Below are 23,476 nucleotides of genomic sequence, written 5' to 3'. Positions count from 1 at the left end.
AAAGTTGCTGCACACCCCGAGCCACCGCTTACTGAAAAAAAGCTCATCCTTGCTTACCTCGGCGCTGATGCGACCAAGTTCAGAAACTTTGACGCGCAGACTCACGAGGCGGCGCTGGCCATGAAGCTGGCTGCTGTGAGCAGCGACGGCAAGGCGGTGATCCAATCATTCGCCCACGTGCAGGAAAGGGCACTGTTGCAAAGTTAGCGATGAGGCAGCCTTTTGTCTTATTCAAAGGCCTTACATTTCAAAAACTCTGCTTACCAGGCGCATTTCGCCCAGGGGATCACCATAATAAAATGCTGAGGCTTGGCCTTTGCGTAGTGCACGCATCACCTCAATACCTTTGATGGTGGCGTAAGCCGTCTTCATGGATTTAAATCCCAGCGTGGCGCCGATTATCCGTTTCAGTTTGCCATGATCGCATTCAATCACGTTGTTCCGGTACTTAATCTGTCGGTGTTCAACGTCAGACGGGCACCGGCCTTCGCGTTTGAGCAGAGCAAGCGCGCGACCATAGGCGGGCGCTTTATCCGTGTTGATGAATCGCGGGATCTGCCACTTCTTCACGTTGTTGAGGATTTTACCCAGAAACCGGTATGCAGCTTTGCTGTTACGACGGGAGGAGAGATAAAAATCGACAGTGCGGCCCCGGCTGTCGACGGCCCGGTACAGATACGCCCAGCGGCCATTGACCTTCACGTAGGTTTCATCCATGTGCCACGGGCAAAGATCGGAAGGGTTACGCCAGTACCAGCGCAGCCGTTTTTCCATTTCAGGCGCATAACGCTGAACCCAGCGGTAAATCGTGGAGTGATCGACATTCACTCCGCGTTCAGCCAGCATCTCCTGCAGCTCACGGTAACTGATGCCGTATTTGCAGTACCAGCGTACGGCCCACAGAATGATGTCACGCTGAAAATGCCGGCCTTTGAATGGGTTCATGTGCAGCTCCATCAGCAAAAGGGGATGATAAGTTTATCACCACCGACTATTTGCAACAGTGCCGTCTGGACGGAATAACGTACTGCTGGTGATTCATTACCACGGTGATCGTGGTGCCGTCATCGTGCGAACTGACCATCCTGTTATCCGTCTGGGTCAGAAAAACAGAATGCTGGTAGAAACCGTTCTGGTCCGGATTTCCCGTGCAATTGATGGTAAACATTTTCCCACTGGCATCCGTCACGTTGTATTCCGTATTGCCCTGGCCATAGCCCTGCTGCCAGAGTCCAGGAACCGCAGAGGCTGTAAAACTGGTAAACAGTGAACATGCCAGTACAAACCGGCTTAGTGAACCTATTGTCATTTCTGTCTCCTTTATCGTTGTTTTTTATTCGTGGTTCTCAGGGTTTGAGGGTATCAGCAGCCGACCCATCAGTTTTCCGTCATGGGAGTACTCAAAGTATTTTTCCTTCGTATACCGGTCCGTAACCTCGTGGTATTCCAGTTTGATATTGTCGGCAATACAAAGCGCATTCATCAGCGGCTGGACGGTTTTTTCCTGCATATCCACGAGGTAGTAGTAACTACCGCCCTCGCAGCCATCGGGCAACTGGCGGGTACGTAAGACCTGCAGGGTGAGACCGGATGAGAAGCCAACCTGTGACCATTCTTCGCTGACATCATCCTGACGACTGACCGCATCGCTGAAGCGCGGCGGGGTGAGATCCTTGAACTTGCTGATGGCCTTCAGTTCATCACTTCTGTCATCGCAGGCGCTCAGAAACAGAGTGGTGGCAACCAGTGCCAGCAGAGGTAGTGTTTTACGTTTCATTATTTTTTTCCTGAAATCAGACGAACCACTTTGGCAAAGACATAAATCCCCACAAAAATACCCACCGGCACACCGGCGAACGGCGTCAGTGCAACACTGGCAGCACCGGCTGCACCTCCGCCCGTCAACAGTGCAGCAACGGTGGCAAGTGTCAGGGCCGTGAGGCTGTCGGACACCCCGGTTTTGTTCAGAATGATGACGATGGCAACAATGGCGATAATGGCAATTACGGGCATAGGGCTCCTCCCTGTTGCCGGGTTGATAACAACGCTTGCGCTATTCTGGTGGACTGTCGGCCGGAACAAACGTAAGCAGTGACTGCTGGATAAAGCGAAAATGGGGTAAGGTCTGAATAAAGACCGGGTCTTCAACAAGACGACACAGACTGTCGTTACGCCGGAAACTCTCCTGCAGGAGCTGAACCAGATGGATCTCATCCAGGGTGAATACGGCGATATGTCCGTCGTGTTCCGCCACCAGATACCAGGCCTGCTGGTGGATGAGTAACCGGCAGGGAGCCAGCCGCTCACAGCGCTGCCCCTCGGCAATCAGCGTCACCCGCCTGCGCCCGGTAATGGCCTGAATCAGTCTCCAGAAAGACAATGCTCCTGAAGGCGAAGGAACCGGACTAGCTGGTGCTATCACGCAGGGAGACTCATCGCACATCAGCAGTGCGTTCACCAGACGGCGGTCAAGGCCGGGGAAAAGTCCGGCCAGCCCGCTGCGGTGGGCAAAGATAAGCACGTCGGGCACCATCTGCATCTCGCTGCCAGCAGTGCGTAAGCGGCAGTATCCGGACTGATACTCCAAGTCCAGATACATCAGTCGCTCACGAAAATCACGCCGCAGCGTGCGCACTGACACGCCAAACTCAGCGGCCAGTTTGCGCACACTCAACGTTTCACCCGCCACCAGACGGCTGATTATCAGTGACAGCCTGACAGCCAGCCGGTCATGGCGGCGTTCTGCCTGTGTCATGAGAGGTTCTCCAGGAAAGTTAACTGACTGAAAATGATGTGATTACTTTAAACAGGGGGGCGGACAGGGTATGGACAACGCAGAAACTATTTTTTATTTCTGCAAAAGCCAGATGTAACGGGGGTTACAGGCTATTACCGGGAGATTGAGGCACACGAGCACGTAGCAATTCGGACAGGTGGTGTCCGATAATAACAATGTGGCAACATAAAACGTCTACTGCAGTTGTGTGAGCAGTGTTTCAGCCATCACCCACAGCGCACGGTTAAGCTTCACGTCCCCGTCAATGCCACGCACGGCACGAGTATGCGTTCGTTCGCCTTTAACATTACGCCCGCTGAGTCCGCCCTTAATCAGGTTTTCCTGAATCCGCTGATAGGTAGTCCACAGGTCATTGCTCTCATCCTGCCAGCGGCGCGGGGAGAGTATCTGCGATTCAGTAACCGGCTGGTGGTCCTCACCAAAGCGATACGTTAGCGCGGCTTTTGCCAGCGCCTGCTGCGCAGGTGGCGGTAAAAGCAACGACTGCATGACATCCCGCTTTTCTTCCACACGCTCAAAAATCCCCAGCACCTCATAGGCCCCCTCAATAACCTGGCTCACCACGTCCCCCTTGTGTGGCACCCGCACCTCGCCAAACGACTCGCCGCAGACCAGACCGTTCTGGCACACCGCCCTGAACAGGCCCGGCAGCATCTGGTACGAACTGGTGCCATCGTGAGAGTTAAGCAGGATAATTTCCGGCACCTGTTTACCGGTAATTTGCCCCTCCCGACGCAGGCGCAGCATATGCTTCGTATGCTCACGACGACGGGGGTCACGTACCCGTGTCTGACAGGCAAAAAATGGCTGGAAGCATTCCCGCTGCAGGCTGTCGAGCAGGGAGATGGTGGGGATATAGGCATATCGTTCACTGCGGGAGGTATGCTTTTCTTCACCGAACACGCTGGGGGTATGCTGCATCAGTTCTTCATGGGTAAGGGGGCGGTCGCGGCGTATCAGATTAACGCGACCAAAACGGCTGGCTAATTTCATGGGGTTTACCTTTATGGATGACATAAGCGAAAACGCCCTGCTCGTAAGAGCAGGGCGTCAGGGAAAATAGTGATGTGGCGAAGATAAGGATTTTATGCTTTCTGTAGTGGCACAAATTTACTGTGCCATATATGGACGTCCCGCGTTTTGCAAGCCCTGAGTTGATACGGTTTGCTGCAATATATCCGGCGTCGTTAGTGGGTCTGATGACCCGCGCCATGATGTCATCCGCACCCTGTTTCCTAATCACTACATCGGTATGTTACTACCTCGGCACAGTTCAGGCTGTTACAGGGTTGGTTTACCGTTCTCTCATCAGTATCTGCAAACTCAGGAGGAATTGTCTCTCCGGATACAACAATGCTTAGCTCATAGCGAAAGCCCTGTTGATATTAAAACTTGTTGATTCGGTCAGTAAGCGCCAGACGATGCGAGTCAGTTTATTGGCCAGCGCGACCGTGGCTTTCATTTTTCCCCTTCGATCGGTGAGGTGCTTCAGCCATATACCCAATGCATCATCGCCCAGTGCATAACCGAGCGGGCACCATGAATAATTAAGGTTCTGAGGCCACGATTCCCATTTTTGGTCATGGATGACAGGCTGCTTTTCCCACCTGAACTACGTTGTCTGGGAACCAGACCACATCAGGTGGATAGTTGTCGCCCGTTAGAAAACTGCTCCGCATTCACTTCACTCAGAAAAGCTGCCGCAATAAGTGGGCCAATCCCCGGTATTGTCATCAGTACTTTATATTTGGGTTGTTGCTGGCGCAGAGCGGCACCGACGCTGTGTATCCGTGACCCGCATAAAGATGAAAAAATGGCCGCAATCCATAAAGCGCTGGACGAATGCAGCGCAGAGCACCCGGTCTTTTATGAGGATGAGGTGGATATCCATCTCAATCCAAAAATCGGCGCGGACTGGCAGCTACGCGGGCATCAAAAACGCATAGTAACCCTGGGGCAGAATGAGAAATATTATCTGGCCGGGGCGCTGCACAGCGGTACAGGAAAAGTCAGCTATGTGGGCGGCAACAGCAAAAGTTCATCTTTATTTATCAGTCTGTTAAAACATCTGAAAGCGACATACCGGCGAGCGAAAACAATCACGCTCATCGTGGATAACTACATCATCCATAAAAGCCGTAAAACTCAGGGCTGGCTGAAAGCAAACCCGAAGTTCGGGTGATTTACCAGCCAGTTTACTCGCCGTGGGTGAACCACGTAGAGCGGTTGTGGCAGGCGCTGCACGACACGATAACCCGCAATCATCAGTGCCGTTCAATGTGACAGTTGTTGAAAAAGGTCCATCATTATATGGAAACCGTCAGCCCATTCCCGGGGGGACAACATGGGGTGGCAAAAGTGTAGCGGTATTAAGCGCAGCTATTTAGTTCACGGTATTCTTGCCTGTAGCAGCCTCTATCCGTGACGATTCAGCATCATTGGCGTATGCACGTCGAAATTCTCTGATGTACTCATTAAGTTTGCGGACCTTTAGCCCGTTCAACCGCAGAGCTCTGAGTTTTTTCGTCCATAAATTTACTTACATCCGTTGTCGGAATGAACATATCAAAAACAGGTAATTACATAATTTTAATTACAATCCTCCAAATCCCGCTGGGCGTTATCGTGGTGATTCAGAGATGCCGCAAGGGCATCTCTGGCGGACATGATAATTAGTGCTGATGTTCCATCTCAGGCGATCCTCCTGCCGCCATTCCGTTCACTTCTTCGACAAAATGTATGTAGTGAACGTAGTCATTCACATATCCACGTCCCTGTTTAACCGATTGATTCACTTGTTGCTTACTTTGTTCAGCTTTAGCAAATTTTTCCCGGAGAGCATGCTCAACATTGGCAGTCACCTTCGCCACCAGGCTATCAACATTGCCGGCGTTGAGTGCGGCATCTGCCTCTTGTACAACCACGGGAATATGGCCTGCCGGTTTTACACCGGTAAAGGGCGCGCCTTCCGCCTCACGGTGAACACGTACCAGAGTGGTGAAGAGCTGCTGATCGGCCTTCTCCTGAGCGGCCTGACTGCCACCTTGTTTGCTTATTGCCTCGTCAAACGCCTTCCTGACGGTATCTTCACGGTTTTCTGGCACCCATTTTAATAACGGGGTAACATCATGCGCCTGGAGCGCGCTTTTAGCCTCGGTAATCACCGGTCCATCCATGCCGTCGCAGTGGGCGAACGCCGTTGTGCTTATCGTCATTCCCGCAAGGATCACGATGCTCGCGCACAGGGTAGTTCTGATGTTTTTCTGCTTTTTCACAATAATGCTCCCGGGTCTTTTTCGACCTGTTCATCTGCTTTTTGGGGATGTTAATCGACGTAGGATTTCAGACCCTCTGCCGATTTGACATCAGAGTACTGGCGTGAAATCAGGGCGTCGTTCGAATTGGTAAAGTCGAACCTACAAAGCGCAAAGTCGAACGTTCCGCTAACAAGAGGCAGAGCGGAACCCGTTCTTTATGTCTCGTTTTGAATGATTGGTGGCGGTAATACATGCTGATTGAGCTATCCGTTTTTCTTCTGGCAGCAGGAATAATGCAGGCTGTATTGCTTTCTGTTTTTCTACTTTTGCCGTCCAACATTGTACAAACCAGCAACCGGCTATTGGTGGTCGTCCTGCTGACCGTCGCCGCCGGTTTTGGCGAGCTTTTACTTTACGGAAGCGGTGTAAGTTTTTCACACCCAAACTACGCTTATATCGGTACGCTCATCTCTCTGCTTCAGCCGCCAGCTATCTATCTGTATACCCGATCGCTGATGTATTGCCGTTTTCAAATTCGGCTCATTCATGCCGTACACTTAATCCCGTTCGCGGCTGGCCTGATTGTGTTTTTCACACTATATGTTCCGCTACCTGAGTCGGAAAAAATAACAATATTACAACAACAGGATTTACCAGGAATGCCGGAACCTCTGCCCCTTGCGTTGGTCTATCACGGGGTATTTCTCGGTTGGTTGGGCTATTCGCTCGGCCGCTTGCAGTCATTTAATTCGGATATCCAGCGTCTTTATTCTGATATCGCCCGCCAGCAAATACTCTGGCTCCGCTTCCTGCTGTCGGGTTACGCGGGGCTGTGGATCGTCAGTATCATTTGCTGCCTGTTTTTCTATCTGTTCAGGCTAACCGATCAAACCACCTGGATACTGCCTGTTGTCAGTATGGCGGGGTTTGCGTTCATTAATACATTGCTGATCTGCGCACTGCGACAGCCCGCTGCGTTTATGGGGCTAACGCAGGAAGATGAAACCCTGCTGGTGGATATTCAGCCGGTTAAAACACTGTTGTTACCGGAGTCAAAACAGGTAGATAACGTGGTGGATTTTATGCGTCGGAATCAGCCGTTTCTGGATTCCACCCTCTCCTTAAGCCAGCTTGCGCGCCAGATAAAACTTTCACCGCACGATCTCTCCGCCATTATCAACAATGGATTTCAGCAGAACTTTTTTACCTTTATCAGCGAGTACCGCATAGAGTATGCCAAAAAGTTACTGGCCACGCCGGGAGATAAGCGGACCATTCTTGATATTATGTATGCTTCGGGTTTTAATTCTAAATCGGTATTTAATACTGCATTTAAGAAGCAAACAGGTGTGACACCCACAGAATATCGTCGGCAACATTGTCTACAAACAGTACTCCGATGACCTATTTTTTAATGCCTGGATACGCTTGGATAAAGAAGCATGGGTCGGACTTTCCACCAACAAAGGACAGTCAGTTGTTCAGGTTGAGATCCGCCAGCCCTGCCCCAGACGGGCCAGCGGCGTGCTGTCAGCGTTTTTTCACACCGTAGCGCTGCAGGTGGGTGTTCAGGTCATGACCAGCACCGGGCTCAAAGTTCCATGCCCGCCAGATGAGCTGGCCGTCCGCATCGCGAATGACCAGCCGGAAGTGGGTGTGCTGGTCATCCTCAATGCCAACGTTGATATACAGGGCGGCAGTGGCCTCAGCCTGTCTGCGGGTGAAGGTGCCTGCCGGAAGTGTCCCGTCAATCGGCAGACCTTGCGTGATATCCGTCACCCGCCTGTAATAGCCCCGCTTCAGAAGCCCTGTGGCTTTCCGTGCCCGCAGGACATCCGTGGGGGTGATAAGTGAAGACCGCACCGTGAAACGGAAGCTGCTCTGGCCTGTACGTACTAGGTCATATTTTTCAACAACATCATTCAGGGCATCCGCCAGCGGTATACCGGCCTCAATGTGCTCCTGAATCACGCCATCGCTGCCAAACGGCGTGTCGTTAAGAGTCAGTCCGTAGTGCTGGCTGAGCAGATATCCCAGCAGGAGGCGCCAGATTTCGACGGGGGACAGATGTGACAATGCCGCCCATGATAGTGAATCGGGTGATGTTTTCATATCGGTTATTCCGTAATGCTGAAGGGATGTAAGTGGTGGGGTATTACTGCATGGCTCAGGCCATTACAGCAGACACTACGGAACAGGCCCGGCAGCATCTGGTAGCTGCTGGAGCCGTCATGCGAGTTGAGCTGAATAATTTCCGGAACCTGCTGACCAGTGATTTGCCCGGCACGGCGCAGGCGCAGCATATGTTTCGTGTGCTCCCGGCGGCTCTGGTCACGGACGCGTGTCTGGCAGGCAAAGAACGGCTGAAAACCTTCACGTTGGTAAGCGTACAGCGAGAACCGTATTGACGGGGATGTGTTATTCAGTTGGCAGTGTGATGCGCCAGGGTAGCAGCTCGCTGACCCGGTTGACCGGCCAGTCAGCTATGACGTCAAGGACATGGCGAAGGTAGCTTTCTGGATCCACGCCGTTCAGTTTGCACGTCCCGATCAGACTGTACAGCAACGCTCCCCGCTCACCACCGTGGTCTGAGCCGAAGAACAACCAGTTTTTACGACCCAGACTGACCATCCGCAGCGCATTTTCAGCGATGTTATTATCGGCTTCGGCCCAGCCGTTTTCTGCATAGTACGTCAGGGCCGGCCACTGGTTCAGGGTGTACGTGAACGCCTTTGCCAGCTCCGAGTGTCGCGACAGCGTTTTCATTTTTTCACGCAACCAGCTTTCCAGGGTACTAAGCAGCGGTTTCGTTTTCCGCTGACGTTCAGCAAGCCGTTGTTCCGCCAGCATTCCTCTTATTTCCGCCTCCACGGCATACAGTTCGCCGATACGCTTCAGGGCTTCCTCCGTCAGGGCTGACGGCGTGCGAACGTGCACATCGTGGATTTTACGGCGGGCGTGAGCCCAGCAGGCGGCTTCCGTTATCCGGCCATCGCGGTACAGCTCGTTGAACCCGGCGTACGCATCCGCCTGTAGCACACCGCTGAACCCCGCAAGATGGGTCTGCGGATGGATGCCTTTTCTGTCGGGGCTGTAGGCGAACCACACCGCCGGTGCCAGCGCTGACCCGGCGTTGCAGTCATCACGAACATACGTCCACAACCGCCCGGTACGGGTTTTACCCTGTCCGGGCTCCAGGACATTCACCGGCGTGTCGTCTGCATGCACTTTACCCGACATCAGCACATAGTGGTTCATTTCATCGTACAGCGGGCGAAGTTGCTCTCCCATGATATCCACCCAGCGCCCCATCGTATTGCGGCTCAGCTCCACGCCCTGCCGGCGCGTAGATTTCAGCCTGGCGGTACAGTGGTAAGTGTTCAGCGAACTTCGCCATAATGATACGGGCCAGCAGCCCCGGGCTGGCGTAGCTGCATTCGATGGGTTTCGGCGGCAGCGGTGCCTGCACGATACAGTCGCACCGGCTGCAGGCCAGCTTCGGACGAACCGTTTCGATTACCCTGAAGGCGGTGTTGATGATATCCAGTTGTTCAGAGATGCTCTCTCCCAGCGGTTTCAGTTTGCCACTGCAGACAGGGCATTCGGTTTCTGCCGGGGCGATAACCTGCCTGTCACGGGGGAGTGTTGCCGGAAGCGCTTTGCGGGTGGGAGAGTCTGATGTTTTTGGTACTGCATCTCCGGCCATTGAGGTGAGTTGCGACTGCGCTTCGCCAAGCCTGTTCTGAAGCTCGGTTATCCGCTTTTCAGCCTGCGCGATCTTCTTTTCTATTTTCTCCCGGTTTTTCTCGCTGCTGCGGCCGAACAGCATTCTCTGCAGTTTAGCGACCAGTGCCCTGAGCGAGTCGATTTCGCAGGCGTAGCCGGTTATTTCACCGGACAGACGAACGATAACTGCCTGCTGCGCGACCAGCAGGGCCTTCAGTTGCTCGATGTCATCCGGGAGTTCACTGTTCATCCACCTGTTTTATCACGGGTTATATCCGTATACCAGGCTGTTCCGTCCGTTTTGGATGTTGCCATGCGATACCTTCCAGCAGCATGGACAACTGTGCAGGCGTCAGATGAACTTTCCCTTCCCGGGTCACCGGCCAGACGAAGCGTCCCCGCTCAAGACGCTTGGCGAACAGGCATAACCCGTCACGGTCTGCCCACAGGATTTTTACCATTTTGCCGCTGCGGCCACGGAAAACGAAGATATGCCCGGAGAAGGGATCATCTTTCAGCGTGTTCTGGACCTTTGAGGCCAGGCCATTGAAGCCACAGCGCATGTCGGTGACGCCAGCGATGATCCAGATTCTGGTACCAGTCGGCAGAGTTATCATCGGAGCTCCCCTTTCAACTCGCCAAGTAATACTCGCAGCAGAGCCGGTGTCATAGTTCCGTGTAGTTTTATCGTTCCACCTGGTAGCTCTACTTCGCAGCAGGGTACATCAGCAGGCGATGGTGCCGTCAGAGGGGCTGGAACGACTGGGGGAGGCGCGATACTTACCGGTAGCAGTTTGACAGGCAGGTTATCCCTGCGATTCAGTTTTCCCTGTTTATACTGGTGACGCCAGTTAAACAGCAGGTTGTCATTAATACCGTGTTCACGGGCAAGACGAGCCACGTTGGTATCAGGTTGCATCGACAGCTCCACAAGGTGGAGTTTGAACTCCGTGGAGAAATTAGGTCGCCGGCGTTTTTCGGGTATTTCTCTGGTGGGAACCGGTTCGTATTGTTGGCTTTTCCCGGGGTAGAGAAGCTGTTCAAGTTGCTCAGGTGATATATGTTCGGGAACGGGCCAGTTCAGACCTGAACGGGCAAAGCGCCGGAACAGACTCTGCAGGGTGGTTCTGGGAATGTTGATTTGTTTACTTATCTGTTTCCTTAAGGAAGGTGCGAACAAGTCCCTGATATGAGATCATGTTTGTCATCTGGAGCCATGGAACAGGGTTCATTATGAGTCATCAACTTACCTTCGCCGACAGTGAATTCAGCAGTAAGCGCCGTCAGACCAGAAAAGAGATTTTCTTGTCCCGCATGGAGCAGATTCTGCCATGGCAAAACATGGTGGAAGTCATCGAGCCGTTTTACCCCAAGGCTGGTAATGGCCGGCGACCTTATCCGCTGGAAACCATGCTACGCATTCACTGCATGCAGCATTGGTACAACCTGAGCGATGGCGCGATGGAAGATGCTCTGTACGAAATCGCCTCCATGCGTCTGTTTGCCCGGTTATCCCTGGATAGCGCCTTGCCGGACCGCACCACCATCATGAATTTCCGCCACCTGCTGGAGCAGCATCAACTGGCCCGCCAATTGTTCAAGACCATCAATCGCTGGCTGGCCGAAGCAGGCGTCATGATGACTCAAGGCACCTTGGTCGATGCCACCATCATTGAGGCACCCAGCTCGACCAAGAACAAAGAGCAGCAACGCGATCCGGAGATGCATCAGACCAAGAAAGGCAATCAGTGGCACTTTGGCATGAAGGCCCACATTGGTGTCGATGCCAAGAGTGGCCTGACCCACAGCCTAGTCACCACCGCGGCCAACGAGCATGACCTCAATCAGCTGGGTAATCTGCTGCATGGAGAGGAGCAATTTGTCTCAGCCGATGCCGGCTACCAAGGGGCGCCACAGCGCGAGGAGCTGGCCGAGGTGGATGTGGACTGGCTGATCGCCGAGCGCCCCGGCAAGGTAAGAACCTTGAAACAGCATCCACGCAAGAACAAAACGGCCATCAACATCGAATACATGAAAGCCAGCATCCGGGCCAAGGTGGAGCACCCATTTCGCATCATCAAGCGACAGTTCGGCTTCGTGAAAGCCAGATACAAGGGGTTGCTGAAAAACGATAATTAACTGGCGATGTTATTCACGCTGGCCAACCTGTTTCGGGCGGACCAAATGATACGTCAGTGGGAGAGATCTCACTAAAAACTGGGGATAACGCCTTAAATGGCGAAGAAACGGTCTAAATAGGCTGATTCAAGGCATTTACGGGAGAAAAAATCGGCTCAAACATGAAGAAATGAAATGACTGAGTCAGCCGAGAAGAATTTCCCCGCTTATTCGCACCTTCCTAAGATTTTGTGGTAAAACCGTGGCGAAAAGCTATCGCACCTTTAATGTATTCTCCATTCAGAAAATACAGAAGACTAAGTTCATACCAGTAAGGTGAAAATTCAACTACATGCACCATCAGTACATGGACTGCCCCTCATGGTCGCCATGAGCGTAACAATTCCGGTCCTATCAATCAGCGTGCTCCCTGATTATCTTCGGGGTTGTACGCCAGTATTTTATCAATGAGTGCTCTTCCCCTGTGAGGGAAGAGCATGTGTGTGTATGGAGTTCTGTCACCTTCTCAAAGGATTATTAATTTTTGCATAGTCAAAAGGGCTGACACTCTGTTCCCTGTTAGCATCCAGAAAATCAGCCCACCACTGCAACATCAGCTTTCGCTCATCCAGATGTTCCGCTTTATGGATATACGCAGCCCGCACTGTGTTACGTTCCATATGGCTCATCTGACGTTCGACCGCATCTCTGGACCAAAGACCTGACTCAATCAACGAACTACAGGCCATTGCCCGGAAGCCGTGACCACAGACATCGACCTTTGTATCATAGCCCATCAGACGCAGTGCGTTATTTACAGTGTTCTCACTCATGGGTTTCCATGGATTGTGATCGCCGGTGAAAATCAGTTCATGTTCTCCGCTGATAGTGTGGATCTGCTTCAGTATATTCACCGCCTGAGTAGATAGTGGCACAAGATGCTCTGTTCGCATTTTTGAGCCACGATGGGAATACTTGACCCCTTCAATAGGTTTCCGCTCAGGAGGAATGGTCCACATGGCTTTCTTGAAGTCGATCTCAGACCACCTGGCAAAGCGTAGTTCGCTGGAACGGATGAAGATAAGCAGGGTGAGTTTAGTTGCCTGCCGGGTGAGAGGTTGTCCTCTGTAGGCATCCAGTCGTTCAAGAAGCTCTGAAATGCGATTTAAGGCGAGGGCAGGGCGGTGCTGGCGTTTCACTGTGGTTAACGCGCCAGCCATATCCAAGGCAGGGTTATAGGTGATAATGCCTGACTGGGCAGCATAGCGCATGATTGCAGTGATACGCTGCTGAAGGCGCGCTGCGATTTCATATATCTCCTTTGCTTCGGCTGCTTTAACGGGAACAAGTAAATCGGGAGTCCTGAGGGTGGTAATGTCACGTGAACCAATAAAGGGGAAAACATGAGTTTCGAGGCTTTTCAGTATCCTCTCATTGTGTGAGGCTGACCATTTTTTGTTGCTCTTATGCCACTGTCTTGCGATGCCTTCAAATGTCTGAGCTGTTTCGGGTACCGACTTTTTGATCCTTTTCTGTTCGCATGGGTCAGTTCCCTCAGCTATCAGCTTTCTCGCCGTATCGCGTTTTTCCCTTGCTTCTGATAACGAGACTTCAGGATAGACCCCCAGAGCGAGCGTTTTCTCTTTGCCCAGAAACCGATAGCGGAGCCGCCAGTAGCGAGAGCCGTTAGGGTGAACGAGCAAGAACATGTTGCCGCTGTCGGCAAGTTTATAAGGTTTTTCATCCGGTTTAGCGGCACGGATTTTAGCGTCAGTGAGCGCCATTGGCGGTATCTCCTGATAGTAAAAAGGGGTATAAATTTTATCGAATCAGACTATACCCTCAGTTGTACCCTCGCAAGGGACTTGATGCGGGTTGAAGTTGATTGAGTTGGGTGGAGTTAAGGGATTGTAGGAATGTTGGTTTTGGCGGGCTTAGAATGCAAAAACGGACCTCCGTGGAGGTCCGTTGATATGAATTTGGTGCCCGGACTCGGAATCGAACCAAGGACACGGGGATTTTCAATCCCCTGCTCTACCGACTGAGCTATCCGGGCAACGGGGCGCATTAAACCGCATTCACGCCTGGCAGTCAATCAAATATCGTGAAAAGCTGTTCAACCGCTTAATATTACGGCAGTCTGTACGTTTATGCCTGACGTTTGCACAAATCTTCCAGACAGGTGTGATTTAACCAGGCAATGCTGGCAGCGAGAGGAGGGCAGTATGGCAAACGACTGGCTTGAACTACGACAGCATGCCGATACCGGTATTGAGACTATTAAGGCGCACTTTGAAGGCCATGCCTTTGACCCGCACTGGCATGACAGCTATCTGGTGGGGATCACCCTTTCCGGTACCCAGCAGTTTCACTGTCGCCGGGAGCGTCATCATAGCCAGCCGGGTGATGCGTTTCTGCTAGAACCGGGTGAAATCCATGATGGTGATGCCCCGGTTGCAGGCGGTTTTACCTATCTGACCTTTTACCTTGATGAACAGTGGCTGACCCACACGTTACATGGGCTGTACGAGGCTACTCCGGGTAGCTATTCACTGCACTTTAACCAAACGCTGACCCGTGAGCCGCATCTGGTTCGGGCGATTGGTGAGACATTTGGTTCACTGCATACCGATGAAATGCGTATCGTGCAGCAAAGCAATATGGATAATTTGCTGACTCAGCTCACGGCACATTGTCGGTGGCGTAAGCGTCTGCCATCACAAATACAGGGTTGTGCAATGGCGCATCGAGCGCGGGACTATATGCATGCGCATATGGGCGACAATATCGGCCTTTCCGATCTGGCACGGGAGACAGGGACAGACCGCTTTACCCTGACCCGCAGTTTCAAGCGAGAATTCCATATGGCACCGCATGCCTGGCTTATCCAGTTGCGGCTGGCAAAAGCACGTCAGCTCCTGGCGCGAGGGGAACAGCCCGTCGCTGTGGCGACAACGCTGGGCTTTGCCGATCAAAGTCATCTTGGGCGCTGGTTCCAGCGGGCGTACAGGATTACGCCTGCACATTACCGTAAGTTGTGCACAAACCTTCCAGACGTTTCCAATAAATAACGGCACAGTCAGGACTCCAATAATAAGGAGTCACCTGTGAATATTATGCCGTACTTGCTGTTTGCTTTTGTTGCTTCGATAACGCCAGGCCCCACCAATATTCTTGTGTTGACCAGCAGTCAGCATTATGGCGTGAGAGCCACACTGCCTGCGCTTGTCAGCGGCTGTGTGGCCGCCAGCGCCATTGTGCTGATATCTGGAGCCGGTGCAGGTGAACTGCTGCGCCAGTATCCGCTGGTACGCCAGGTGATGAGCTGGGCGGGTGTACTGTGGCTGACATGGATGAGCTGGCAGCTGTTTTGTGCTCCGGCAACGAATATTGCTGGGCAAACGCGCCATCGCTTTACTGCCAAAGCAGCGGCACTGTTGCAGATTATCAATCCCAAAACGTGGATGATGGCGCTGGCGGTGGTGAGTCTGTTTGCCCCTACGGGTGAGCATATGCTGCGGGATGTCGCGCTAATGGCGCTGTGGTTCTTACTGATATCTGTGGCGTGCTTGTTGTGCTGGGCGTGGCTGGGTAAGGCGGTAAACAGGGTGTTTCGCACCACCACGGCGATGGTGCGTTTTCAACGGGTGATGGCGCTGTGTCTGCTTATCTCCGCATGGGCGGGGATGTTTGCTTAGGTCAGCGCACCGCCCATACGACATTGAGCGAAGCGCAGGATGTCTTCCGCCAGCCGGTGTGCCGTTTCCACGTCGGCCTGGCTACGATTGACCAGCATGCGGCTCAGGCAACCTTCAAGCACCAGTTCCATCTGTTTGGCGACCATCGCCGGGTCGTCAACTTCCAGCGTCGTCAGCAGTTCATGGGTAAAATCATGTGCCGCCTTTTTTTGTTGATCCGCAAGTTGATGGATAGGGTGGCCAGGGTCAGGGTAGAAGGTACAGGCGGCGATGAACAGGCAGCCGGGGTAACGATTGTTGCTCACACATTCGGCCAGGGCGTTATAGCGAGCCAGTAACTTCTGCTCAGCGCTCAGGGTGTCATCAAGCAGAAGCTGACGCCGCCAGATATCTACCCGTTGGCTAAGGTACCGCAGGGCATCGTACAAGATGGCCTCTTTATCGGGCCAGAAGCGCTGCAGCTCATCAAGCGGATAATCAATATGGTCGGCCACCATTTCCAGCGTGGTATTGGCTATCCCTTGCACCTCAAGTAATTTCAGGGCTTCTCCCAGGACATCTTCACGTTGCACGGTATTCTCCTCCGTTTTCCTTTTGCAAGTGTCGCTCACGGTTGGCGATCGTGCAAATGTGCGCTAAATGTTGCGGCATCCATAAAGCCTGTTACCCGCGCGTTTGGCTGCTCTTTACCCTGAGCATCAAAAAACAAAATGGTTGGCAGCCCTAAAACCTGCAGATGCTTCAGCAGTGTGACATCTTGGGCATTATTTGCCGTGACGTCCGCCTGCAGTAATACCGTGTTGCTTAATGCCTGTTGAACCAGCGGATCGCTGAAGGTGTATTTCTCAAATTCTTTGCAGGCTACGCACCAGTCGGCATACAGATCCAGCATCACCGGCTTACCTTTTGCCTCTGCCAGCGCCTGATTTAACGCATCGACCGTCGCGATGGGTTTGAAGTTCAGATGTGCCTGCGTTTGTGCATGCGGCGTACTGTATGCCCAGTCCTGCAAGGGACGTACGCTCACCAGAGCGGCGGCGAGCAGGGCTATTTGCACAAGGCGCATCCATGGGCGTTTGGCTTGCAGACTGGTAATGAAGGCCCAGCTAAAGAACGCGACGCCGAGTAACGACCACAAGCGGATCCCCCACTCGTCACCGATAATACGTTCCAGTAAAAATACGGGAAGCGCCAGGATGACAAAACCAAAGGCGGTTTTGACATGCTCCATCCACGGGCCGCTTTTCGGTAGCAGACGGTTACCAAAGACGGTAATGAGCATCAGGGGCAGTCCCATTCCCAGCGCGTACAGATACAGCGTGCCGCCGCCTAGCCACATGTTTCCGCTCTGAGCGATATACAGCAGAATTGCGCTCAGTGGGGCGGTGGTGCAAGGCGAACAGATCAGACCGGCAATCGCCCCCATTGTAAATACGCTGCCGGGAGAGCCGCCTTGCTGACGGTTACTCATTAACGTGAGGCGTGTTTGCAGTGATGAAGGCAGCTGTAGCGTGAACAGGCCAAACATCGATAAAGCCAGCAGCGTAAAGGCGATAGCAAGGCCAACCAGGACATAAGGATGCTGTAGCGCCGCCTGGAACTGTAACCCCGCAGCGGCAACCACCAGACCCAGCGCGGTGTAGGTGAGCGCCATTCCCTGGACATAGATAAAGGTTAGCAGTAGTGCTCGTCCGGTTGATAAGCGCTGTTTTCCACCTAGCACGATACCGGAAATCAGCGGGTACATCGGCAGGACGCAAGGTGTAAAGGCAATGCCAATCCCGATCAGCAGTGCCCACAATGCGGAGAACGGCAGTTGGGTCGTGGGTTGTGGTTGTTCTTCTGGCGATACCGTTGCTGAAGAGGTCGTTGGTGGTGCTTCTGCACTGGCCGCCACTTCACGTAACGGCACGGTTTTTGTCTCAGGCGGATAACAGAACCCGGCGTCGGCACAGCCCTGGTAGGTAACCGTTAGCGTCGCACCCGCAGCAGCCTGCTTGACGGTGACAGGGATAGTCAACTGCTGACGATAAATTTCACTTTTGCCGTAAAACTCATCTTCATGCCAGACCCCGGGCGGCAATTTTACCTCGGCAGTCTCGGCCTGAGATGGGGTTATGCTTATCTGTTTACGATAAAGATAATAGCCGTCTTTGACCTGCCAGGAGAGGTTCAGAGCGTGTTGGTTTTGCTGAAAATCGAACACAAATGCCTGGTCGGCCGGGACAAACTGCGAGCGACCTGGTGCGTCAAATAAGCCAGCAAAAGTTGATGTGCTGCAGAGCAGCAGGATCAGCGTAAGGATGCGTTGAGCCATGAGCGGTAATCAAAATCTCCGTGAGTGACGGGTAAAACCAGAAGTTCAGGTGTTTGGTACGGGTGATGTGACTTCAGGCAATCGAGAAGTGCTTGCTGGTGTGAAACTGCGGTTTTTAAGATCATCTGGACTTCATATTCCTGCTCCAGCTTGCCTTCCCAATAATAGAGGGAGGTAGCGCCGGGCAGCAGTGTGACGCAGACGGCCAGTTTTTCCGCCAGTACTTTAGCGGCCAGATCCTGAGCTGTTGCTTCATCCGGGGCGGTACAGAGCACGACAACGGTATCGGGGATGGAGATATCCTGATTCTTTACATCAAGCATAAACACCTCGAAAGCACAGAGTAACCAGCAAGAGAGGTGTCACTATACAACGGACGGAAGAAGGATGTTAGTCAAAGCGAGACGGGAGAGAGGAACTGCAGGGCGCACAGGCGCCCTGCAGGTAAAACTTACAGCATGAAGCTGCCCAGCAGGAAGCCGAAGCAGACAGCCAGTACCACACCCAGCGTACCCGGGATGAAGAACGGATGGTTAAAGACGAATTTACCGATACGGGTTGTCCCGGTGTCATCCATCTGAACCGCCGCAACCAGCGTTGGGTAAGTTGGCAGAATGAACAGGCCAGAAACAGCCGCGAAGGATGCGACAGCGGTCAACGGAGAAACGTTCAGTGCCAGAGCCATCGGCATCAGAGCTTTTGCCGTTGCTGCCTGAGAGTACAGCAGTGCAGAAGCAAAGAAGAAGATGACAGCCAGCAGCCACGGATGACCCTGAATGACGCTACCTGCAGTCTCTTTGATCCAGTCAATGTTATGAGAGACGAAAGTATCACCCAGCCATGCAACGCCCAGGATACAAATACAGGCGCTCATACCGGCTTTGAAGGTGCTGGAGTTCAGGATAGAGTCCGTTTCAACGCGGCAGATGATCGTGGTCAGCGTCGCGATGCTCAGCATGATGATCAGGATGGCGTTGGTGGTGTTCATCAGCGGTTTAGCGACCAGACCGAGGCTTGGGCTGTTGATAATGGCGTAAGCCACCACGCAAACTACGCCCAGCAGGAACAACCATACGGAGGTTTTTGCGCCCGCTTTGATTTCAACTTGTCTTTCACCGCGCAGTTCGACCAGGCCTTCTTCCAGACGTTTACGGTAAATCGGATCGTCAGACAGCTTGGAGTTGAACAGCATAGTGACCAGGAAGGACATCACCAGTACCGCCAGCAGCGTGGACGGAATGACCACGGACAGCAGGTGGATGTAGCTGATGCCATGACCTTCCATGACGGAAGACATGTACACCACAGCTGCGGAGATTGGCGACGCAGTAATCGCAATCTGTGCAGAAACCACTGCAGTAGACAGCGGACGGCAAGGTTTGATGCCTTGTTCCTTCGCCACTTCAGCGATAACCGGCAGCGTTGCCAGAGAGATGTTGCCTGTACCTGCAAAGATAGTCAGGAAATAGGTCACAATCGGTGCAAGGATCGTGATGTATTTTGGGTTCTTACGCAGCAGTTTTTCAGTTTGGTGAACCAAATAGTCCAGACCACCTGCAATCTGCATAGCAGAAATGGCAGCGATGACCGCCATGATAATGGAAATAACATCGAACGGAATGTTACCCGGTTTTACGCCAATAGCGGCGAGAACCAGAACACCCAGCCCACCTGCAAATCCAATACCGATACCCCCAAGTCTGGCACCTAAAAAGATTGCCAGCAAAACGATGATAAGTTCTAAAACTATCATATTAGCCTTCCTTGTTGTTTAACAAGTTGATATTAAATTGTTGTTTTTAAGTAACTTCGTGCAAGAAAAAAGGCACGTCATCTGACGTGCCTTCTCTGGTACTACCCTACACGATTACTGTTCGCTTTCATCAGTATAACGTTTTGCTTTATAAGCAGGGTGCATCAGGTTCTGAGCAGAGAAGATATCGTCCAGCTCAGCTTCGGTCAGCAGGCCACGTTCAAGGACAACTTCACGCACGCTCTTACCGGTTTCGGCACAGATTTTACCGACGATATCGCCGTTGTGGTGACCGATGAACGGGTTCAGATAGGTCACGATACCGATAGAGTTATACACGAATGCTTCACACACTTCTTTGTTAGCCGTAATGCCGCTAACGCATTTTTCCAGCAGGTTATAGCAAGCGTTGCTCAGGATGTGGATAGATTCAAACATCGCCTGGCCAATAACCGGTTCCATAACGTTCAACTGCAGCTGACCTGCTTCAGACGCCATGGTGACGGTGATGTCGTTACCGATGACTTTAAAGCACACCTGGTTGACGACTTCCGGGATAACCGGGTTTACTTTTGCTGGCATGATGGAAGAGCCCGCCTGCAGTTCCGGCAGGTTGATCTCGTTCAGGCCGGCACGTGGGCCAGAGGAGAGCAAACGCAGGTCGTTACAGATTTTGGACATCTTAACAGCCAGACGTTTCAGTGCGCTGTGCACCATAACGTATGCGCCACAGTCGGACGTTGCTTCAATCAGGTCTTCAGCCGGAACACAGGCAAAACCAGTCACTTCAGCCAGTTTCTGTACAGCCAGCGGAGAGTACTCTTTCGGGGTGTTCAGACCTGTACCGATTGCGGTTGCGCCGAGGTTAACTTCCAGCAGCAGCTCAGCAGTACGGCCAATGTTCTTCACTTCTTCTTTCAACAGAACGCTGAAAGCACGGAATTCCTGACCGAGAGTCATCGGTACAGCATCCTGCAACTGGGTACGACCCATTTTCAGGATGTCCTGGAATTCAACAGCTTTTTGTTCGAAGCCTTCACGCAGTTGGTTAAGGGCATCAATCAGTTTGATGATGGATGCGTAAACAGCGATACGGAAGCCGGTCGGATAAGCGTCGTTGGTAGACTGACATTTGTTCACGTGGTCGTTCGGATTCAGGTACTGATATTCACCTTTCTGGTGACCCATCAGTTCCAGACCGATATTGGCCAGCACTTCGTTGGTGTTCATGTTGACGGAGGTACCCGCACCACCCTGGTAAACATCTACCGGGAACTGATCCATGCATTTTCCGTTATTCAGAACTTCATCACATGCTGCGATGATGGCATTTGCCACACTCTTAGGAATGGTTTGCAGCTCTTTGTTGGCCAGGGCCGCTGCCTTTTTCACCATTACCATACCGCGAACAAATTCAGGGATATCGCTGATTTTGTTGTTGCTAATGTAGAAGTTTTCAATCGCTCTCAGAGTATGAACACCGTAGTAGGCGTCCGCTGGAACTTCCCTGGTACCCAACAAGTCTTCTTCGATACGAATGTTGTTTAACATGTGAACCTTCTTTTTCAAGCTGCCAATGATTTTTTACTAAACACACAGGATATATGTGATTTCGATTGTTTCTCGACCGACGATTATCCCCTGCATCGGTCTGATACCCGAGATCATATGCTGGTTCAGGATTTCTACCGTAATCTGGATCACTTAAAACGCGGAAATTACCCCTTAATTATTATTCTGTGAAATAGATCACCCCTTTAGGATTAATACCAAAAATAAGTGTAGAACCCGCTTGAAATTTTGCTAATTCCCCCCACATCTTTCCGATGCGAGTCACATAACCATTCGGACAGACGTGGCGAAAACGGCTGTTATTTACAGGAGAGTCCTTTGCGCTGGATACCATTACTTGCCATTTTTCTCTATGTTTACATAGAGATATCTATTTTCATTCAGGTTGCCCATGTTATGGGTGTTCTGATGACGCTGATTTTGGTCATTTTTACCTCGGTTATCGGTATGTCTCTGGTTCGTAACCAAGGGTTTAAGAACTTTTTGTTGATGCAACAAAAAATGGCGGCGGGTGAAAGTCCTGCTGAAGAAATGATCAAGAGCGTGTCGCTGATTATTGCTGGTTTGCTGCTGGTGCTGCCGGGCTTCTTCACCGATTTCCTTGGTCTTCTTCTTTTATTACCTCCGGTGCAGAAGCATCTGACCATGAAGCTGCTGCCGCACCTGCGCTTTTCTCGTATGCCGGGGGGCGGCTTTAGTGCAGGAACTGGTGGGGGCGAGACCTTTGACGGTGAGTTCCAGCGTAAAGATGATGAGCGCAACCGCCTTGATCATAAAGACGACGACCGTCGGGATTAATGACGTTGTAGGCCGGATACGCCGTGTGAGCGGCATCATCCGGCAACGAGGCTTTACTTGCCGGATTGCGGTGTAACGGCCTTATCCGGCCTGCGGGGTAAAAACAACCACAGTCCAGCCAGCATAACCAGTGCATACAGACTCTTCCAGCCAACCATTGCCAGCAGCAACAGGCACAACAGACAGCCAATCACCGCCAACGCACGATAATGTCCTTTTAGCAGTCGGCACCCTGCCAGCATGCACAGCAGATAAATCATAATAAAGATGCCGTTGGCATAGATGATTAATGCATCAAGGTTGATTTGCAGTATATAGATGCACAATGTGCTGACCACGCAGCAAGCTAACACCGCGTTCAAAGCATTGCGCGGAAGATGGCGAGGGGACAAGCGAGCCAGGTAACTCTCCGGCTTATATTGCGCTTGCGACCACACCAGGCGGGAGAAACTCTGAATATAAATGTTCAGGCTGGCAAAGCAGGCCAGATAACCAATGATGCAGGCTACCCACAGAGCTTGTACGCCAAACAGTTGCACGACAATATTAGGTAGCGATGCTGCCGCAGCCATTTGCTCACCATAGGCGCCAAAATGTAGTACCACGACCGTACATGCCCAGTAGACTGAACCGGCCAGTAGCAGGCCGATCATCAGTGCACGGGGAAAGTCTCGCTCCGGTTTTTTGAACTCCGAGGCCAGGTGTGCGAATGCTTCAAGACCAACAAAACACCAGAACATCACCGACAGCGCCGCGAATAGCCCAGGCAGTTCAACATCGGTAATGGCAGGAAAGGGGATTTCGCCGGGTTTAAGTTCACCCGCCCACCAGATGCCAACGATCAGGGCAACAATCAGCCCGGCGATAACCGTTTGCAGGTTTGCACTGGAGCTGGCACCGCGGGAACCCACATACCAAACCAACGCCAGCGTACCGAGTTCTGCCAACAAAAGCTGCCAGCCATGCCAGCCAAACATGGCTTGACCGAATCCGGCGGCAATGTGCAATGCCGCTGGCAGCCCGACCGGAATCACCGATAAAAACAGCCAGCCGGTAACACGCTCCAGGCGAGAGCCAAAGGCCATGCCGACAAAATGTGCCACACCGCCGGCGCTGGGGTAATGGCGACCGAGCACGGCAAAGACAATCGCTACGGGGAAGACTAGAAGAATGAGGACCGGCCAGGCCCACAGGCTATTGTTACCCGCCACCAGGGCAGCCAATGCGGGAACAGCAAAAACGCCTGTCCCTAACAATGATGTCGACAACAGGCCAATGCCCTGAGCCAGCCCCAGCTCTTGCTTCAGTCCACTCATAAATTGTTATCCGATTATGCCCGTTAAATAGGCTACAGCGCAGATTTTCGATGGTATCACAATCGGATTTGCTTATGACGACGTGACTGAAATCGGTATTAAATGTGAGGTGTGTCGGTGTTTT

The 23,476-nt window shown here is 52.3% G+C and carries 20 protein-coding genes, 1 tRNA gene and 9 pseudogenes; 7 read left to right on the top strand and 23 right to left on the bottom strand.

Going from position 1 to position 23,476, the window contains the following annotated elements:
• Nucleotides 1-207: pseudogene (locus M2374_RS12385) on the top strand (cytochrome C); the annotation flags it as partial.
• Between the two features lie 33 nt (nucleotides 208-240).
• On the opposite strand, the gene M2374_RS12380 reads toward M2374_RS12385, so the two are convergent.
• From M2374_RS12380 to M2374_RS12350, 7 genes and pseudogenes are all read right to left on the bottom strand, one after another.
• On the bottom strand, nucleotides 241-945 hold the full coding sequence (locus M2374_RS12380; RefSeq protein ID WP_001067855.1) for an IS6-like element IS26 family transposase: 705 nt from the start codon (nucleotides 943-945) through the stop codon (nucleotides 241-243).
• 67 nt (nucleotides 946-1,012) lie between these two features.
• Nucleotides 1,013-1,309: pseudogene (ykfB, locus tag M2374_RS12375) on the bottom strand (protein YkfB); the annotation flags it as partial.
• Between the two features lie 24 nt (nucleotides 1,310-1,333).
• Nucleotides 1,334-1,777, bottom strand: coding sequence for a YfjS/YafY family lipoprotein (locus M2374_RS12370; protein WP_038633663.1), 444 nt, complete (start codon nucleotides 1,775-1,777; stop codon nucleotides 1,334-1,336).
• Entirely contained in the window at nucleotides 1,777-2,013 is a 237-nt protein-coding gene (gene ypjK, locus M2374_RS12365; RefSeq protein WP_015063050.1) for a protein YpjK, read from the bottom strand. Before ypjK ends, M2374_RS12370 begins: the two co-directional genes overlap by 1 nt.
• 40 nt (nucleotides 2,014-2,053) lie before the next feature.
• Nucleotides 2,054-2,755 carry a WYL domain-containing protein gene (locus M2374_RS12360; RefSeq protein WP_015063051.1) on the bottom strand — a complete coding sequence of 234 codons (702 nt, stop codon included), beginning with the start codon at nucleotides 2,753-2,755 and terminating at the stop codon, nucleotides 2,054-2,056.
• A 216-nt stretch (nucleotides 2,756-2,971) separates the two neighbouring features.
• Nucleotides 2,972-3,790 (bottom strand): DUF932 domain-containing protein, encoded by an 819-nt coding sequence (locus M2374_RS12355; RefSeq protein WP_038633658.1) that lies wholly within the window; start codon nucleotides 3,788-3,790, stop codon nucleotides 2,972-2,974.
• A gap of 495 nt (nucleotides 3,791-4,285) precedes the next feature.
• Nucleotides 4,286-4,531: pseudogene (locus M2374_RS12350) on the bottom strand (transposase).
• Nucleotides 4,532-4,547: 16 nt separating this feature from the next.
• Between M2374_RS12350 and M2374_RS12345 the strand changes: the two are divergent.
• Nucleotides 4,548-5,161 (top strand): annotated as a pseudogene (locus tag M2374_RS12345) (IS630 family transposase); the annotation flags it as partial.
• Between the two features lie 308 nt (nucleotides 5,162-5,469).
• Here M2374_RS12345 and M2374_RS12340 read toward each other — a convergent pair.
• Nucleotides 5,470-6,072, bottom strand: coding sequence for a DUF6448 family protein (locus tag M2374_RS12340; RefSeq protein WP_050489007.1), 603 nt, complete (start codon nucleotides 6,070-6,072; stop codon nucleotides 5,470-5,472).
• Nucleotides 6,073-6,305: 233 nt separating this feature from the next.
• Here M2374_RS12340 and M2374_RS12335 point away from each other — a divergent pair, with 233 nt between their 5' ends.
• The gene (locus tag M2374_RS12335) at nucleotides 6,306-7,457 is read left to right on the top strand and encodes an AraC family transcriptional regulator (protein ID WP_032180275.1); all 1,152 of its coding nucleotides are present in this window, start codon (nucleotides 6,306-6,308) and stop codon (nucleotides 7,455-7,457) included.
• A gap of 127 nt (nucleotides 7,458-7,584) precedes the next feature.
• Here M2374_RS12335 and M2374_RS12330 read toward each other — a convergent pair whose 3' ends face one another.
• From M2374_RS12330 to tnpA, 6 genes and pseudogenes are all read right to left on the bottom strand, one after another.
• Nucleotides 7,585-7,833: a DUF905 family protein gene (locus M2374_RS12330; protein WP_223307989.1), complete on the bottom strand. Its 249-nt coding sequence runs from the start codon at nucleotides 7,831-7,833 to the stop codon at nucleotides 7,585-7,587.
• A pseudogene (locus tag M2374_RS12325) lies at nucleotides 7,813-8,166 on the bottom strand (TA system toxin CbtA family protein); the annotation flags it as partial. The gene M2374_RS12330 and the pseudogene M2374_RS12325, both read right to left, overlap by 21 nt.
• 56 nt (nucleotides 8,167-8,222) lie before the next feature.
• Nucleotides 8,223-8,435 (bottom strand): annotated as a pseudogene (locus M2374_RS12320) (DUF932 domain-containing protein); the annotation flags it as partial.
• 37 nt (nucleotides 8,436-8,472) lie between these two features.
• Nucleotides 8,473-10,030, bottom strand: a pseudogene (tnpC, locus tag M2374_RS12315) (IS66 family transposase).
• 19 nt (nucleotides 10,031-10,049) lie between these two features.
• On the bottom strand, nucleotides 10,050-10,397 hold the full coding sequence (gene tnpB, locus M2374_RS12310; protein ID WP_038633649.1) for an IS66 family insertion sequence element accessory protein TnpB: 348 nt from the start codon (nucleotides 10,395-10,397) through the stop codon (nucleotides 10,050-10,052).
• Nucleotides 10,394-10,960 carry an IS66-like element accessory protein TnpA gene (gene tnpA, locus M2374_RS12305; RefSeq protein ID WP_159121481.1) on the bottom strand — a complete coding sequence of 189 codons (567 nt, stop codon included), beginning with the start codon at nucleotides 10,958-10,960 and terminating at the stop codon, nucleotides 10,394-10,396. The genes tnpB and tnpA overlap by 4 nt, the downstream gene beginning before the upstream one ends.
• A gap of 53 nt (nucleotides 10,961-11,013) precedes the next feature.
• Here tnpA and M2374_RS12300 point away from each other — a divergent pair.
• Nucleotides 11,014-11,994, top strand: a pseudogene (locus M2374_RS12300) (IS5-like element IS5 family transposase).
• 148 nt (nucleotides 11,995-12,142) lie between these two features.
• On the opposite strand, the pseudogene M2374_RS12295 reads toward M2374_RS12300, so the two are convergent.
• The 3 genes and pseudogenes from M2374_RS12295 to M2374_RS12285 form a co-directional block, all read right to left on the bottom strand.
• Nucleotides 12,143-12,370 (bottom strand): annotated as a pseudogene (locus tag M2374_RS12295) (tetratricopeptide repeat protein); the annotation flags it as partial.
• A 46-nt stretch (nucleotides 12,371-12,416) separates the two neighbouring features.
• Nucleotides 12,417-13,682, bottom strand: a complete 1,266-nt coding sequence (locus M2374_RS12290) for an integrase arm-type DNA-binding domain-containing protein (RefSeq protein WP_032170149.1) — start codon at nucleotides 13,680-13,682, stop codon at nucleotides 12,417-12,419.
• 196 nt (nucleotides 13,683-13,878) lie between these two features.
• Nucleotides 13,879-13,954 (bottom strand) — tRNA-Phe (locus M2374_RS12285).
• Between the two features lie 169 nt (nucleotides 13,955-14,123).
• On the opposite strand from M2374_RS12285, the gene M2374_RS12280 reads away from it, so the two are divergent.
• Both M2374_RS12280 and M2374_RS12275 read left to right on the top strand, forming a co-directional pair.
• Entirely contained in the window at nucleotides 14,124-14,969 is an 846-nt protein-coding gene (locus M2374_RS12280; protein WP_137400510.1) for an AraC family transcriptional regulator, read from the top strand.
• A 36-nt stretch (nucleotides 14,970-15,005) separates the two neighbouring features.
• Complete coding sequence (locus M2374_RS12275) at nucleotides 15,006-15,596, top strand: LysE family translocator (protein WP_115259639.1); 591 nt, start codon at nucleotides 15,006-15,008, stop codon at nucleotides 15,594-15,596.
• On the opposite strand, the gene M2374_RS12270 is transcribed toward M2374_RS12275, so the two are convergent.
• The 5 genes from M2374_RS12270 to aspA all read right to left on the bottom strand — a co-directional run bounded on the left by M2374_RS12270 (nucleotide 15,593) and on the right by aspA (nucleotide 21,217).
• Nucleotides 15,593-16,168, bottom strand: coding sequence for a transcriptional regulator (locus tag M2374_RS12270; protein WP_115259638.1), 576 nt, complete (start codon nucleotides 16,166-16,168; stop codon nucleotides 15,593-15,595). The genes M2374_RS12275 and M2374_RS12270 overlap by 4 nt on opposite strands.
• A gap of 35 nt (nucleotides 16,169-16,203) precedes the next feature.
• Nucleotides 16,204-17,913 (bottom strand): protein-disulfide reductase DsbD, encoded by a 1,710-nt coding sequence (locus tag M2374_RS12265; RefSeq protein ID WP_181688547.1) that lies wholly within the window; start codon nucleotides 17,911-17,913, stop codon nucleotides 16,204-16,206.
• Nucleotides 17,889-18,236, bottom strand: coding sequence for a divalent cation tolerance protein CutA (cutA, locus tag M2374_RS12260; RefSeq protein WP_181688546.1), 348 nt, complete (start codon nucleotides 18,234-18,236; stop codon nucleotides 17,889-17,891). The genes M2374_RS12265 and cutA overlap by 25 nt, the downstream gene beginning before the upstream one ends.
• A 128-nt stretch (nucleotides 18,237-18,364) precedes the next feature.
• The gene (dcuA, locus tag M2374_RS12255; RefSeq protein ID WP_115259636.1) at nucleotides 18,365-19,666 is read right to left on the bottom strand and encodes an anaerobic C4-dicarboxylate transporter DcuA; all 1,302 of its coding nucleotides are present in this window, start codon (nucleotides 19,664-19,666) and stop codon (nucleotides 18,365-18,367) included.
• 114 nt (nucleotides 19,667-19,780) lie between these two features.
• Nucleotides 19,781-21,217: an aspartate ammonia-lyase gene (gene aspA / locus M2374_RS12250; protein WP_096758611.1), complete on the bottom strand. Its 1,437-nt coding sequence runs from the start codon at nucleotides 21,215-21,217 to the stop codon at nucleotides 19,781-19,783.
• Between the two features lie 339 nt (nucleotides 21,218-21,556).
• Here aspA and M2374_RS12245 point away from each other — a divergent pair, with 339 nt between their 5' ends.
• Nucleotides 21,557-22,036, top strand: coding sequence for an FxsA family protein (locus M2374_RS12245; protein ID WP_115259635.1), 480 nt, complete (start codon nucleotides 21,557-21,559; stop codon nucleotides 22,034-22,036).
• A gap of 53 nt (nucleotides 22,037-22,089) precedes the next feature.
• On the opposite strand, the gene yjeH is transcribed toward M2374_RS12245, so the two are convergent.
• Complete coding sequence (gene yjeH / locus M2374_RS12240) at nucleotides 22,090-23,352, bottom strand: L-methionine/branched-chain amino acid transporter (RefSeq protein WP_181688545.1); 1,263 nt, start codon at nucleotides 23,350-23,352, stop codon at nucleotides 22,090-22,092.
• Nucleotides 23,353-23,476 lie beyond the last annotated feature (124 nt).

The sequence above is a fragment of the Citrobacter sp. JUb117 genome (assembly GCF_024809055.1).
Lineage (GTDB): Bacteria > Pseudomonadota > Gammaproteobacteria > Enterobacterales > Enterobacteriaceae > Citrobacter > Citrobacter gillenii.
Note: the sequence above shows the minus strand (reverse complement) of the source record. Positions and strands in the feature narration are given on the sequence as shown.

What these genes read in the sequence shown, in the direction of transcription:
- aspA (WP_096758611.1), bottom strand. Translation starts at nt 21,217, where the DNA reads ATGTTAAACAACATTCGTATCGAAGAAGACTTGTTGGGTACCAGGGAA.
- dcuA (WP_115259636.1), bottom strand. Translation starts at nt 19,666, where the DNA reads ATGATAGTTTTAGAACTTATCATCGTTTTGCTGGCAATCTTTTTAGGT.
- M2374_RS12355 (WP_038633658.1), bottom strand. Translation starts at nt 3,790, where the DNA reads ATGAAATTAGCCAGCCGTTTTGGTCGCGTTAATCTGATACGCCGCGAC.
- M2374_RS12280 (WP_137400510.1), top strand. Translation starts at nt 14,124, where the DNA reads ATGGCAAACGACTGGCTTGAACTACGACAGCATGCCGATACCGGTATT.
- cutA (WP_181688546.1), bottom strand. Translation starts at nt 18,236, where the DNA reads ATGCTTGATGTAAAGAATCAGGATATCTCCATCCCCGATACCGTTGTC.
- yjeH (WP_181688545.1), bottom strand. Translation starts at nt 23,352, where the DNA reads ATGAGTGGACTGAAGCAAGAGCTGGGGCTGGCTCAGGGCATTGGCCTG.
- M2374_RS12265 (WP_181688547.1), bottom strand. Translation starts at nt 17,913, where the DNA reads ATGGCTCAACGCATCCTTACGCTGATCCTGCTGCTCTGCAGCACATCA.
- M2374_RS12290 (WP_032170149.1), bottom strand. Translation starts at nt 13,682, where the DNA reads ATGGCGCTCACTGACGCTAAAATCCGTGCCGCTAAACCGGATGAAAAA.
- tnpB (WP_038633649.1), bottom strand. Translation starts at nt 10,397, where the DNA reads ATGATAACTCTGCCGACTGGTACCAGAATCTGGATCATCGCTGGCGTC.
- M2374_RS12335 (WP_032180275.1), top strand. Translation starts at nt 6,306, where the DNA reads ATGCTGATTGAGCTATCCGTTTTTCTTCTGGCAGCAGGAATAATGCAG.
- M2374_RS12380 (WP_001067855.1), bottom strand. Translation starts at nt 945, where the DNA reads ATGAACCCATTCAAAGGCCGGCATTTTCAGCGTGACATCATTCTGTGG.
- ypjK (WP_015063050.1), bottom strand. Translation starts at nt 2,013, where the DNA reads ATGCCCGTAATTGCCATTATCGCCATTGTTGCCATCGTCATCATTCTG.
- M2374_RS12370 (WP_038633663.1), bottom strand. Translation starts at nt 1,777, where the DNA reads ATGAAACGTAAAACACTACCTCTGCTGGCACTGGTTGCCACCACTCTG.
- M2374_RS12360 (WP_015063051.1), bottom strand. Translation starts at nt 2,755, where the DNA reads ATGACACAGGCAGAACGCCGCCATGACCGGCTGGCTGTCAGGCTGTCA.